At 77.8% G+C, this 12,688-nt stretch carries 13 protein-coding genes; 7 read left to right on the forward strand and 6 right to left on the reverse strand.

Annotation, left to right across the window (positions count from 1 at the left end):
• Nucleotides 1–16: 16 nt before the first annotated feature.
• Nucleotides 17–1,537: an HNH endonuclease signature motif containing protein gene (locus E9529_RS08235; protein WP_236830671.1), complete on the reverse strand. Its 1,521-nt coding sequence runs from the start codon at nt 1,535–1,537 to the stop codon at nt 17–19.
• Nucleotides 1,538–1,680: 143 nt separating this feature from the next.
• On the opposite strand from E9529_RS08235, the gene E9529_RS08240 reads away from it, so the two are divergent.
• The 6 genes from E9529_RS08240 to E9529_RS08265 are packed head-to-tail and all read left to right on the forward strand — an operon-like array spanning nt 1,681 to nt 7,114.
• Complete coding sequence (locus tag E9529_RS08240) at nt 1,681–2,247, forward strand: YbaK/EbsC family protein (RefSeq protein WP_236830672.1); 567 nt, start codon at nt 1,681–1,683, stop codon at nt 2,245–2,247.
• Entirely contained in the window at nt 2,244–2,837 is a 594-nt protein-coding gene (locus tag E9529_RS08245) for an N-acetyltransferase (RefSeq protein WP_236830673.1), read from the forward strand. Before E9529_RS08240 ends, E9529_RS08245 begins: the two co-directional genes overlap by 4 nt.
• Nucleotides 2,834–4,501 carry an NAD(P)/FAD-dependent oxidoreductase gene (locus tag E9529_RS08250; RefSeq protein WP_236830674.1) on the forward strand — a complete coding sequence of 556 codons (1,668 nt, stop codon included), beginning with the start codon at nt 2,834–2,836 and terminating at the stop codon, nt 4,499–4,501. The genes E9529_RS08245 and E9529_RS08250 overlap by 4 nt, the downstream gene beginning before the upstream one ends.
• Nucleotides 4,498–5,307 (forward strand): carotenoid biosynthesis protein, encoded by an 810-nt coding sequence (locus E9529_RS08255; protein ID WP_308195264.1) that lies wholly within the window; start codon nt 4,498–4,500, stop codon nt 5,305–5,307. The genes E9529_RS08250 and E9529_RS08255 overlap by 4 nt, the downstream gene beginning before the upstream one ends.
• Complete coding sequence (locus E9529_RS22405) at nt 5,304–6,443, forward strand: glycosyltransferase family A protein (RefSeq protein WP_308195265.1); 1,140 nt, start codon at nt 5,304–5,306, stop codon at nt 6,441–6,443. The genes E9529_RS08255 and E9529_RS22405 overlap by 4 nt, the downstream gene beginning before the upstream one ends.
• Nucleotides 6,440–7,114, forward strand: coding sequence for a flavin reductase family protein (locus E9529_RS08265; protein ID WP_236830696.1), 675 nt, complete (start codon nt 6,440–6,442; stop codon nt 7,112–7,114). The genes E9529_RS22405 and E9529_RS08265 overlap by 4 nt, the downstream gene beginning before the upstream one ends.
• A gap of 9 nt (nt 7,115–7,123) precedes the next feature.
• Here the strand turns inward: E9529_RS08265 and E9529_RS08270 are convergent, their stop codons facing one another.
• Entirely contained in the window at nt 7,124–8,101 is a 978-nt protein-coding gene (locus E9529_RS08270) for a carbohydrate kinase family protein (RefSeq protein WP_236830675.1), read from the reverse strand.
• A gap of 138 nt (nt 8,102–8,239) precedes the next feature.
• Complete coding sequence (locus E9529_RS08275) at nt 8,240–8,989, reverse strand: CDP-alcohol phosphatidyltransferase family protein (RefSeq protein WP_236830676.1); 750 nt, start codon at nt 8,987–8,989, stop codon at nt 8,240–8,242.
• 16 nt (nt 8,990–9,005) lie between these two features.
• Here E9529_RS08275 and E9529_RS08280 point away from each other — a divergent pair, with 16 nt between their 5' ends.
• A complete protein-coding gene (locus E9529_RS08280; RefSeq protein ID WP_236830677.1) occupies nt 9,006–9,806 on the forward strand; it encodes a triacylglycerol lipase in 801 nt (266 codons plus the stop codon).
• Here the strand turns inward: E9529_RS08280 and E9529_RS08285 are convergent.
• From E9529_RS08285 to E9529_RS08295, 3 genes are read right to left on the reverse strand one after another with little or no spacing between them, the layout of a single operon-like run.
• The gene (locus E9529_RS08285; RefSeq protein WP_236830678.1) at nt 9,803–10,612 is read right to left on the reverse strand and encodes an ABC transporter permease; all 810 of its coding nucleotides are present in this window, start codon (nt 10,610–10,612) and stop codon (nt 9,803–9,805) included. The two genes, E9529_RS08280 and E9529_RS08285, sit on opposite strands and share 4 nt — an antisense overlap.
• Nucleotides 10,609–11,529 carry an ABC transporter ATP-binding protein gene (locus tag E9529_RS08290; RefSeq protein ID WP_236830679.1) on the reverse strand — a complete coding sequence of 307 codons (921 nt, stop codon included), beginning with the start codon at nt 11,527–11,529 and terminating at the stop codon, nt 10,609–10,611. Before E9529_RS08290 ends, E9529_RS08285 begins: the two co-directional genes overlap by 4 nt.
• Nucleotides 11,526–12,635 carry a transcriptional regulator gene (locus E9529_RS08295; protein ID WP_236830680.1) on the reverse strand — a complete coding sequence of 370 codons (1,110 nt, stop codon included), beginning with the start codon at nt 12,633–12,635 and terminating at the stop codon, nt 11,526–11,528. Before E9529_RS08295 ends, E9529_RS08290 begins: the two co-directional genes overlap by 4 nt.
• Between the last annotated feature and the right edge of the window lie 53 nt (nt 12,636–12,688).

Genomic DNA, 12,688 nt, shown 5'->3' on the forward strand with positions numbered 1-12,688 from the left:
GCGCCCCGGCCCCCCCTCAGCTCCGGAGCGGGTCCGGGGGTGCCTGCTCGTCGAGCCACGGCGGTTCCGGCTCGGGGTCGTGGTACCAGCCGGGCGGGCGGGTGGTGCGGGAGACGCCCGACGGGGTGCGGACCACGAGCCGGCCGTCGGGGTGCAGGGTGAACGACCAGCCGCGGGCGAAGGTCTTGATCCGGTGGTGCCGCCGGCACAGGCAGCAGAGGTTCCAGCAGTCGGTCGGGCCGCCGTCGGCGAAGGCCTGCCCGTGGTCGATGTCGCAGCGGCCTGCGCGCCGTCGGCACCCGGGCATGCGGCAGTGCCGGTCGCGCACGCCGACCAGCCGTTCCTGCGTCGCGGTGGGCCGGTACCCGGGCGTCGGCGGTGGCGGTCGGAGGCCGGGCCCGTCGGGCTGCCCGGGCGGGTGGTTGCCGGGTGGGTGGTTGCGGGGTGAGCTCTTCCCGCGACGCACCCGGCGGCCCCGGCCGGCGGCGCGGCGGAGCTCGGCCGGGGTGACCACCGCAACGGTCTCACCCGTGGCCGGGTCGTCGATCGCGACGTGGACCGACCCGCCCGCGGGTGCCGGGGACAGGTCGAGCACGTCGAAGGAGTCCAGCAGCTCCCGGCACTGGGCGGCGGAGATCAGCTGCCCGTCCAGCTCCGCCGGCGCCGCCCCGGGCGGGGCCTCGGGCCGCAGCGAGGGCAGCGCGGCGTGGACGTGCAGCTGCGCGGTCACCGGCGGACGGCTGGTGTCCCACGGCCGGAGGATCAGGTCCAGCGCCGCCGCCGAGCGCAGCACGCCGATGGGCCGGTCGTCACCGTCGGCCCGCATCCACCGCGCGTACTGGTCGACCGCGTCACGGGCCGCGTGCACCGCCGGCAGCGGGCCCTCGACGACCAGCCGGCCCACGTCGTCGGCGGTGCGCTGCACGTGCACGTCGGCCTTCCGCTCGGCCTCCCTGCGGCGGCGCTCCTTCGCCTCGCCGTCGACCCGGTAGAGGTGGTAGCGGACGCGGTCGCCCAGCCGGGACGGCGGGCAGTCCGCGGCGCCCGGCAGCACCCGCGCCTGCACCGCGGCGGCGACGGCGTCGGAGGCGTCGCCCAGCAGGTCGAGCAGGATCCGCGCCTTGCGGATGCTCAGCCGCCCGGCGAACATCTCCGCCCACGTGGCGGCGAGCTTCGTGGTGAGCAGGATCGACTCGGCGGCCAGGCGGCCGGCCTCGGCCTCCGCGCAGTGGCGGATCACCGCCAGCTCGGAGACGAAGTCGTCGGAGACGTCGGCGAGCGCGGCCGGACGCGCCGCCCGGGAGTCCGGCCCCGGCCCGCCGCGGGGGCCGTAATCGGCGTCCCGCTCCACCGACCGGCGGCGCGCCAGCTCGGCGATGGCGGCCGCCTCCCGGGCGTGCTCCCGGGCCATGTGCGCGTCGGCCGACCAGATGTCGCAGACCAGCTCGAACTCGCCCCCGTCCGGTGGCACCACCTCGCCGGGGAGCAGCGGCATCGGCACGCCGTCGCCGGGCGGGCACGAGCCGTCGTCCTCCATGGCTGCACGCTAGGCCGGGGGTACGACAGTTCTGAGCCGGTCAGCCGCGCCGGCCGGCGTGGGGACCGGCCGGTCCGGTGGGCGCGACCACGCGGCCCGCACCGCCGGGCGCGCGTGCCTGCGGGCGGTGGCAGGATCGACCCATGAGCCCGCCCACGCACCCCCGGGTGGCCGCCGTCGCCCGCGCCCTCGCCGCGGCCGGCGCCGAGGGCGAGGTGCGCACCCTCCCCGCCGAGGTCCGCACCGCGGCCGCTGCTGCGGAGGCGCTGGGCGTCCCGGTCGGCGCCATCGTCAACAGCCTGGTCTTCCTCGCCGACGGCGCACCGCTGCTCGTCCTGACCAGCGGCGCGCACCGCGTCGACGTCCTCCAGGTCGCGGCGCTGCTCGGCGTCGGCTCCCTGGTCCCCGCGCCGCCGGAGGTCGTCCGCGAGGAGACCGGCCAGCCCATCGGCGGCGTCGCCCCGGTCGGGCACCCCGCCCCCCTGGGCACCCTGGTCGACGTGGAGCTCGCCCGCTACGACCGGCTGTGGGCCGCGGCGGGGCACCCGGCCGCGGTCTTCCCCACCAGCTACGACGAGCTGCTCCGCATCACCGCCGGCACCGCGGCCGAGGTCGGCGGCGGCCTCCTCGACGGCACCGGCACCACGGTCGGCGGGGAGCCGCTGCCCGACGCGCCCCCGCAGGGCACCGCCGGGGCGGTCGCCCCGTGACAGGCACCCGCTCCGCCACCCGGATCCTCGAGCTGCCCGCCCCCTGGATGCGCGAGCACATGCACGAGGTGCTGGCCATCTACGGGCTGGCGATGGGGTACGACTCCGGCATCGTCGCCGGCCGCTACGGCTACGCCGTCCAGCACACCGAGCGCCCCGGCTTCCGCGCGGTGGGCGCCTTCGCCCGCACGCCCGAGGGCGAGCGGCTGGTCGGGTTCGGCTACGGCTACCTCATCGCCCCCGGGCAGTGGTGGCACGACCAGGTGCGGGCCGCGCTCGACCGGCGGACGGCGAAGAAGTGGCTGCCCGGCGCCTTCGAGGTCTGCGAGCTGCACGTGCACCCCGACGCGCAGAGCCAGGGGCTGGGGCGGCAGCTGCTGCACGCCCTGGTCGAGGGCCTGCCGCACCCGGTGGCGCTGCTGTCCACCCCGGACGCCGACACCAAGGCCTTCCGGCTGTACCGCGCCGACGGCTTCGTCGACCTCGCCCGCGGCTACCACTTCCCCGGCGACTCGCGGCCTTTCGCCATCCTGGGCGCCCGGCTGCCGCTGCATCCGCGCGACCCATCCGCGGCGAACCCCCGGTCGTGACCACCTCCCCCTCCGGCCCCGTCCTCCCCGAGCCCCTGGACGTCGTCGTCGTCGGCGCCGGCCACAACGGCCTCGTCGCCGCCTGCTACCTGGCCCGGGAGGGCCTCTCGGTGGAGGTCGTCGAGGCCGACGACGTCCTGGGCGGGGCGGTCTCCACCGTGGAGCGCTGGCCCGGCGTGCGCGTGGACCGCGGGTCGAGCGCGCACGTGATCGTCCGGCACAGCGGCATCGTCGAGGAGCTCGCGCTCGCCGAGCACGGCCTCCGCTACATCGACTGCGACCCGTGGGGCTTCGCGCCCGCGCTCTCCCCCGGCGACCCGGGCCCCGACGGCCGGCCGCTGGTCCTCTCCGTCGACCTGGACGCCACCTGCGCGTCCATCGCGGCCGCGTGCGGCCCGGACGACGCCGCCGCCTACCGCCGCTTCGTCGAGGTGTGGGGCCCGCGCAGCCGTGCCGTCGTCGCGTCGTTCGGCCGGGCGCCGTCGGCCGGCGGGCTGCTCCGCTCCTTCTGGCCGCTGGGCGCGCCCGCCGACGGGCGGCCCCGCACCCCGGGCGGCGAGCTCGCCGTGGACTTCCTCGGCTCCGGCGACGCGCTGCTGGACAAGTGGTTCACCAGCGAGCGGCTCAAGGCGGCGCTGGCCTGGTTCGGCGCGCAGTCCGGCCCGCCGATGTCCGAGCCCGGCACCGCCGCGATGGTCGGCTGGGCGGCGCTCCTGCACGACGTCCCGCCGGGCCACCCGGTCGGCGGCTCCGGCGGCCTGACGCAGGCGCTGCGCCGGCGGCTGGAGCACGACGGCGGGCGGGTCGTGCTGGGCGACGGCGCCGCGCGGCTGCTGGTCGAGGACGGCCGGGTGACCGGCGTCGAGACCCGGTCCGGCCGGGTCGTGCGGGCGGCGTCGGTGGTGGCGGCCTGCCACATCGGTGTCACCCGGGAGCTGGCCGGGGAGGCCGCACCACCGGTCCTCGCCGATGCGGCGCCACCGGTCGGCAACGGCTTCGGGCTGGTCGTGCGGGCGCTGACCGACGCGCCGCCGTCCTACCCCGGCGCCGGCCCGGAGGCGCTGCAGGGCCTGCAGCTGCTGTGCACCGACCGCGCCCAGCTCGCCGCCGCCCACGGGGACTGGGGCGCCGGGCGCGTGCCCCGCGAGCCGGTGCCGCTGGCGATGTCGTTCTCCGCCAGCGACGCGACGCTCGCCCCGCCCGGGCAGCACGTCGTCACCGTCTGGGGCCAGTGGTACCCCTACGCGCTCGCCGACGGCGGGGACTGGGACGCGCTGGCCGACGCCGAGGCCCGCCGCCTGGTGGCCGCGGTCGACCGCTACGCCCCCGGCTTCGCGGCCTCGGTGCGGGAGACCTACGTGCAGACCCCGCTGGCCCTCGAGCGGGAGCTGTCGCTCCCCCGTGGCAACGTCATGCACGTGGAGATGGGCCTGGCCAGCATGTTCTCGCTGCGCCCCGCGCCGGGGCTGTCGGGCTACCGCGTGCCGGGGCTGGGCGGCCTCTACCTGGCCGGCGCCTCCACCCACCCCGGCGGCGGGGTCTCGGGCAACTCCGGGCGGACGGCGGCCCGCACGCTGCTGGCCGACCGCCGGGCGCTGCCCCGCGCCCGGGCGGCCGCCCGGCGGGTGCTGCGCCGGGTGCGCGGCGGGGCGGGGCGCTCGTGACGACGACGGCACCGGCCCCCGCGCCCACCGCCGTGCGCGTGGTCCCCTGGGCCCTGACCGCGGCGCTGGTCGCGACGGCCATCGCCTACCCGCTGGCCTCCGGCTCGACCCGGGACGCCGTCTCCTGGGGCATCGTGCTGCTGGGCTCGGCGCTGTCGGTCGCCCACGCGGGGCTCAGCCGCGGCGCCCGCACCGGCGCGGGTGTGCTCGTGCTGGTCGCGCTGGTCTCGATCGCCTTCGAGTCCGTGGGGGTGGCGACGGGGTTCCCCTACGGCTCCTACACCTACAGCGACGTGCTCGGCCCCACCCTGCTCGGCGTGCCGTTCCTGGTGCCGCTGGCCTGGCTGATGATGGCCTGGCCCAGCTGGCTGCTCGGCGAGGTGCTGGCCCGGCCGGTGCGCGCCGACCGCCGCCGCCCCGCGCGGATCGCCTGGGCCGCGGCGGTGTTCGCGGCGTGGGACGTCGTCCTCGACCCGCAGCTGGTGCAGGCCGGCTACTGGACGTGGGAGAACCCGAGCCCCGGCCTGCCGGGGATCGACACCGTGCCCCTGACCAACCTGGCCGGCTGGCTGCTGGCCGGGCTGGTGCTCATGACGCTGATGGACCTGCTGGTCGAGCGCGCCGGCCGCGCCCCGCGCACCGGCCCGGGCGCGCCGCTGTTCGCGCTGGCCTGGATGACGCTCGGTGGTGCGCTGGCGCACGCCGGCTGGCTGGGCCTGCCCGGGTCGGCGGCCTGGGGGGCCGGGCTGGGGGCGGCGGTGCTGGCCGTCCTCGCGGTGCAGCACCGGCGCGCGGGCCGACGGTGAGCGGGCGCCTGCTCCGCGCGCTGGCGGGCATCTCGGTCGCCGGTGCCGCGCACGCCACGCTGAACGCCGCGCTGCTGCGCCGCCCCCCGGCCGACCCGCCGCCGGTGACCCGCGCGGTCACGGTGGTGCTGCCGGTGCGCGACGAGGCCGACCAGGTCGCCGGCTGCCTGGAGGCGCTGCTCGACCAGCGCGGGCTGGCGCGGCTGCGGGTCGTCGTCGTCGACGACGGCTCCACCGACGGCACCGCCGAGGTCGTGCGGGCCGTGGCCGACCCGCGGGTGAAATTCGTGACCGCGCCGCCGCTACCGGCCGGGTGGCTGGGCAAGCCGCACGCCTGCGCCGTGGGGGCCGCCTCGGCCGATGCCGCCGCCGAGGTGCTGGTGTTCGTCGACGCCGACGTCCGCCTCTTCCCCGACGCGGTCGCGGCCGCCGTCGCGGTGCTCGACGAGCACCGGCTGGACCTGGTCTCCCCGTGGCCGCGGCCGCTCGCGGTCGGCGCCGCCGAGCGCCTCGTGCAGCCGCTGGCCCCGTGGCTGTGGACGACGACGCTGCCGCTCCGGCTGGCCGAGCGCTCGCCGCGGCCGTCGCTGGCCGCCGCGAACGGCCAGTTCCTCGTGGTGCGCCGCGGCGCCTACGAGCGGGCGGGCGGCCACGCGGCGGTGCGCGGCGAGGTGCTGGAGGACATCGCCCTGCTGCGGGCGGTCAAGCGCGCCGGCGGCCGGGGCGTGCCGATCGACGGCTCCCGCCTCGCCGCCTGCCGGATGTACGAGGGCTGGGCCGCGGTCCGCGACGGCTACGCGAAGTCGCTGTGGGCCTCCGTGGGCGGGACGCCGGCCGGTGCGCTGGCCGCCTCGGCCGCGCTCACCGCCGTCTACGTCGTCCCACCGGTGGCCGCCGCCCGCGGGTCGCGCGCCGGGCTGGTGGGCTACCTGGCCGGGGTGGCCGGCCGGGTGGCCAGCGCGCGGGTCAGCGGCGGCCGGGCCTGGCCCGACGCGCTGGCCCACCCGGTGTCGGTGCTGGCCCTGGACGCGCTGGTGCTGCGCTCGGTGCGGGGACGGCGGCGGGGCACGCTGCGGTGGCGCGGCCGACCCGTCGACGCGACCCGGCCGCCGGCGTCGGAGACGATGGCCCCGTGACCTCCGCCGAGCAGCAGCGCCCGCGCACCTCGTTCGACCCCGCCGCGATGGACGCCGGCGCCTTCTACCGGGTCCTCAACAGCGTCGTCGTCCCCCGCCCGATCGCGTGGGTGTGCAGCCGCTCCGCCGACGGGGTGCACAACCTGGCCCCGCACTCCTTCTACACCGTCGCCTGCGTCGACCCGCCGATCGTCCAGTTCACCTCCGTGGGGCGGAAGGACTCGCTGCGCAACGTGGAGGCGACCGGTGAGTTCACCGTGAACCTCACGCCCGAGCCGCTCTTCGAGCAGGTCAACGCCACCGCCACCGACTTCCCGCCGCACACCAGCGAGGCCGAGCAGGCCGGGGTGCGGCTGGAGCCGGCCGACACGGTGCAGGCGATGCGGGTGGCGGAGTCGCCCGTCTCGATCGAGTGCGTCCTGCACGCCACCCTGCGGCTCGGCGACAGCACCGTCGTCCTCGGCCGGGTGCAGCACATCAGCGCCTGGTCCGAGGCCGTGCGGGACGGGCGGCCGCGGATCGAGCACCTGCAGCCGCTGGCCCGGCTGGGCGGCAACGAGTGGGCGACGATCGGCGAGGTGCGCGAGATCGCCCGCATCCCGCACCGGACGTGGACCGCGGACCCGTCGATCGGGGAGTCGCTCCGCCGCCGCGACGACCAGGAGGGCTGACCCCGGCGGTCAGCCCGGCAGGTGGGCGGCGACCTCGTCCGCGGCCTCGGCGCCGAACGCCGCGGCGAAGCGCTGCAGGAAGCTCTGCCGCGGGAGGTCGTACTCCTGGGTGCCGATCACCTCGACCGCGGCGGTGGCGACGGCGGAGCCCAGCTGCGTGGCCCGCTCCAGCCCCAGGCCCCAGGTGCGGCCGGCGATGAACCCGGCGCGCAGCGCGTCACCGCCACCGGTGGGCTCCACCGGCTTGGTCTCGGGTACCGCGATCACCGACAGCGGCTCCTCGCCCTCCCGCCGCACCAGCACGCCGTCGGCGGCCCGGGTCGTCACCCAGGTGCCCACCCGGGCCAGCACCTCGTCGGCCGTCCAGCCGGTCTTCTGCAGCAGCAGCGCCGACTCGTACTCGTTGGTGAACAGCACCTCCGCGCCGTGCACCAGCTCGCGGATCATCTCGCCGTCGGCCCAGGCCAGCTGCTGGCTGGGGTCGGCCGCGAAGGGGTAGCCCCGCTGCCGGCACTCCTGCGTGTGCCGCACCATGGCGGTCGGGTCGTTGGGGCCCACGACGACCAGGTCCGGGCCGCCGACCCGCTCCACGACCGGCGCCAGCTCGATCTGCGCGGCCTCGGCCATCGCCCCCGAGTAGAACGACGCGATCTGGTTGTTCGCCTCGTCGGTGGTGCAGACGAAGCGGGCGGTGTGCTTGAGCTCCGACCAGTGCACGCTGCCGGTGTCGACGCCGTGGCGCGACAGCCAAGCCTCGTAGTCGGCGAAGTCGCTGCCGACCGCCCCGACCAGCACGGGCGCCAGGCCCAGGAGCCCCAGCCCGTAGGCCATGTTCGCCCCCGCACCCCCGCGGTGCTGGACGAGGTCGTCGACGAGGAAGGAGAGGGAGACGTTCTCCATCTGCCCCTCGACGAACTGCTCGGTGAAGCGGCCGGGGAAGGTCATCAGGTGGTCGGTGGCGATGGAACCGGTGACGACGACGGGCACGGGAGGCGCTCCTCCGGGTCGGGCTGCCTCGGGCCGCTGCGCCGCGGGGGACCGGGCGGGAAACGGGAGAACAACGGTGGGGATCGGGCACCGCACACCCTAGGGGCAGCGGCCGGGCACCGCCGTCGGAGAGCCGGGTCAGCCCGACGGCGGGAGCCCGCCCTCGCCCGGGCCGGCGAGCTCGGCCCCCAGCCAGCGGCCCAGCTGCAGCGTGCCGACGGCGCCGAGGAGCACCCCGGCGGCGGCGCCGGCGGTGACCGAGAGGACCGCGCCGTCGACCCCCGCCACCTCCAGGCCGCTCACCACCCCGGCCCCGCCCAGCGTGAGGCCGGCCATCGCCACCCGGGTCGGCCGCTCCCAGAGCGAGATCGGGCCGGTCCGGTGCACCCCGGCCTGCCCGGCGCGGGCGCGCAGGTAATCCGGCAGCCAGCACAGCGCGCCGAACGCGACCGCGAGCCAGCCCGGCGCCCCGGCCACCCACAGCGCCGCCGCGTAGGCGACCTCGGTCAGCCGGTCGACCACCGAGTCGAGGACGAACCCGCGCTGCGAGGCGCGCCCGGTGCCGATCGCCAGCGCGCCGTCGAGGCTGTCCAGCAGGCCCGACAGCCCGACCAGCACCCCGGCCAGGAGCAGCCAGGCGCCGCCCGCCGCGGCCGGGGGCACGGCCGCGGCCGCGACCACCACGCCGGAGGCGGTCGCGACCGCCGGGGGCAGCGCGGCCAGGGGCCGGGCGAGCCCGTGCGCGATGGTCAGCCAGCCCCGCACGAGGGGGGCCGACGTGTCGGCGCCGCCGTGCCAGCGCGACCAGGCCTCGAGGTACTCCTCCCGGCTGAGCACGGCGCCCTCCTCCCCCGGCCCGGCGCCGTCCGGTGACGCCGGCTCCTGCACCAGGGACAGTAGGTGAGTGCTCGCCGGTCTCTCCCCCGCCCGCCGCCGTCTCGTCGTCGCGGTGCTCGCCCTGGTCACCGCCGCGGTCGTCGCCGTCGGTGTGCTGCTGGCCACCGGCGGCACGGACGCCGAGGGCCCCGGCCCGCAGGCGCGCCCGGGACCGGTGCTGCTGGTCCCCGGCTACGGCGGGGGGACGACGTCGCTGCGCGCGCTGGCCGACCGGCTGCAGCAGGCCGGGCGCGACGCCACCGTGGTGCCGCTGCCCGGCGACGGGAGGGGTGACCTGGGTGAGGCGGCCGCCGCGCTCGACGACGCCGCCCGCGCGGCCCTGGCGCGCACCGGCGAGGAGAGCGTGGACGTCGTCGGCTACTCGGCCGGCGGGGTGATCGCCCGGCTGTGGGTGGCCGACGGCGGCGCGGGGGTGGCCCGCCGGGTGGTGACCCTGGGCTCGCCGCACCACGGCACCGGCCTGGCCGACCTGGCCGGGCGGATCGCGCCGGAGTCCTGCCCCGAGGGCTGCCGGCAGCTGGCCAGCGACAGCCCCGTCCTGGCCCGGCTCAACGCGGGCGACGAGACGCCGGACGGGGTGGGCTGGGTGTCGGTGTGGACGACGCTGGACCGCACGGTGACCCCGCCGGACTCGGCGCGGCTGGACGGCGCGCTCAACCTGGCCGTGCAGGAGGTGTGCGCGGACAGCCGCGTCGGGCACGGGCAGCTGCCCGGCGACCCGCTGGTGCAGGCGATCGTGCTCGAGCAGCTCGGGCCCGAGGACCCGGTGGCGCTGGGCACCGCCGACTGCGCCCGCCTCGGCGGCTAGCTGGTGACGTCCTTGGTGGTGAAGTTGGCCCAGGCGGCGGCCAGCAGCACGCCCACGTAGACCGCCTGCAGCGCCAGCCCCCGGGTGATGTCCCGCCAGAGGATCGGGTCTCGGAACAGGTCGACGAAGGCCAGCCAGTAGCGGGTCGGCAGGTAGGGCGCGATCGGCGAGGCGGCGTCGAGGGTGAACAGCAGCGACGAGGTGACCAGCACCGCCAGCGCGCCCATCGTGGCGCCCAGCGGCGAGTCGGTGAGCGTCGAGAAGAACAGCGCGAACGCCGCGACGCCGAGCATCGACACCCCGACGTAGCCCACGGCGAGCACGGTGCGGACGGCGAGCTCCTCCGCGGTGAGCGAGGTGCCCGACACCGACGTCCCCGCCCCCGGCCGCGCCTCGAACAGCGTCGTCCCGACCAGGTAGCCGACGGCGGCGACCACCACCACGGTGACCAGCACGAACGCGAGCACCGCCACGAGCTTGGCGACCAGCAGCCGGGTCCGCCCCGCGGGCCGGGCCAGCAGGTAGCGCAGCGTGCCCGCCTGCGCCTCGCCGGCCACGGAGTCACCGGCGACCACCGCCACCGCGATGGGCAGGAAGAGCGGCAGCACGATGGCCAGCGCGGCCAGCGGGTACAGCGCGCCGTTGGTGAGGACGGCGGAGAGGAACGGCGGCCCCTCCCCCGGCCGCGGTGCCAGGTCGGTGAGCACGAGCAGCACCGCCACGAGCACCGGAAGCGCGTTGAGGACGGCGATGATCGCCCAGGTGCGGGGCCGCCGGAACAGCTTGCGCAGCTCGACGGCGATCACCGCTCGCGCTCCACCCGGTCGGCGCTGGTGGCCGCGGCCGCCAGCACCACCTCCTCGAGCGTCGGGCGGTCGGCCGCCAGCCCGGTGACCGGGACGCCGGCGCGCACCAGCAGCGCGTTCACCTCCGCGGGGTCGCCGCCGCGCACCACCACCCGCTCGCCGTCCACGGCGGCGACGCGGCCGTCGAGCACCGCGCGCACCTGTCCCGGTTCCGGCGTGCGGACGACGGTGGCGCCGGTCGGGGCGGTGAGCGCGGCGAGGTCGTCCTGCAGCACCAGGCGTCCGCGGTCGAGCACGCCGACGCGGCTGCAGAGCTGCTCGACCTCGGCCAGCAGGTGGCTGGAGAGGAACACCGTGGTCCCGCCGCGGTGCAGGTCGAGCAGCAGCTCGCGGATCTCGGAGATGCCCTGCGGGTCCAGCCCGTTGGTCGGCTCGTCGAGCACCAGGAGCTCGGGACGGCGCAGCAGGGCGCCGGCGAGGCCGAGGCGCTGCCGCATGCCCAGCGAGTAGGCCTTCACCGGCCGGCGTCCCACGCCCCCGAGCCCGACCTGGTCGAGCACCTCGGTGATGCGCCGGCGCCGGTCGCGGCGCCCCCCGCCGGGGCCGGCGGCGTCCAGCAGCGCGAGGTTCTCCCTGCCGGAGAGGTGGCCGTAGGCGGCGGGTGACTCGATGAGGGCCCCCACCCGGGGCAGCACGCGGCGGCCGGCGCGCGGCATCCGCTCGCCGAGCAGGTCGATCTCCCCTCGGGTGGGCAGCACGAGGCCGAGGAGCATGCGGACGGTGGTGGTCTTGCCCGAGCCGTTGGCGCCGAGGAAGCCGTAGACGTCGCCGGCCCGCACGTCCAGGTCGATGCCGTCGACGGCGTGCACCCGCCCGTACTGCTTGGCCAGGCCGCGGGTGGCGATGACGGTGCTCACCGCTGCGCCCTCGTCACCGGCAGCTGCGCGGCGGCCTCGACCAGCGCGTCGAGGGTGACCGTCCCGGTGAGCAGGTACGGCTCGGCGTCCCGCGGGTCGACGAGCATCAGCCCCACCGGGCCGGCCGCGATGCGGGTGCTCGTCCCCTCGACGACGGCGTCCGGGCTCTGCGCGAGCGTGCGCCCCAGTCCCTCGGCCAGCCGGCGCGGCACGGGGGCGACGGCGAGCAGGGTGGCGCCGCGCCCGTAGAGCCCGATCCCCGGCGGTGCGCCCTCGAGCGTGCGGCGCGGCAGGCCGGCCACCGTGGGCGGGAAGGGCACCGGGACGAGCCGCCGCCCGGCCTCGAGCACGATCTCGGTCTCCTCCGCGGTGCGCAGGCGGGCGTCCGCGGGCGGGGCGAAGGCGGTGGTCGCGGCGTCCGGCACCGCGAGCTCCAGGTCCAGGAACCGGGTGTCCAGCGCCGGCACCTCGGAGGTCTCGCCCAGGACCACCACCTGCACCGTCAGCCCGCTGGCCCGGTCCACCCACACGTCGACCTGGCGCACCGCCGAGGCGGGCTCCGCGGGCGTGGCGCGCAGCCCGAGGGCGTCCCGGCCGGCGATCCGCCGCGCCCCGATGCGGGCCAGCTCCGCGTCGGCGGTCTCGGAGAGCAGCCGGCGGCCGAGGGTGGCGGGCAGCAGGTCCGGCGGCGCGGGTAGCGCGAGCGGGGTGGCGGCCGCGCGCGTGGCGGTGGCGCGCTCGTACTCCCACGTCCAGGTGCCCCGCGCGTCGCGGTGGATGCCGGTCTCCCCGGCCGGGGTGATCACGTCGACCCGGTGGTCGTCGGGGCCCCGCCACCACACGCGCATCTCGGTGCGGTCGCTGAACAGGTCGGCGACCGCGTCCAGCTGGTCGGTGACCGGCAGTGCCAGCCCGCCGGCCGACTCGGCGTACCCGGAGAACTGCACGTCGGCCGAGGCCAGGACCGCCGCGCGCAGCTCGGCGGCGGGCACGGGGTCGTCGGCGACCGGCAGCGCAGCCACGATCGCGGGCAGCGCGGCCAGGACGGCGACGACCACCCCCACGACGGCCCAGCGCGGGGCCGCCGCCCGTGCTCGGGACGCCATGGCGGTCACCGTAGCCCGCGGGCCCCGACCCGGCGGGCCCGTCCCCGGGTTCT

It is taken from the genome of Blastococcus sp. KM273128 (genome assembly GCF_021698975.1).
Classification (GTDB): domain Bacteria; phylum Actinomycetota; class Actinomycetes; order Mycobacteriales; family Geodermatophilaceae; genus Blastococcus.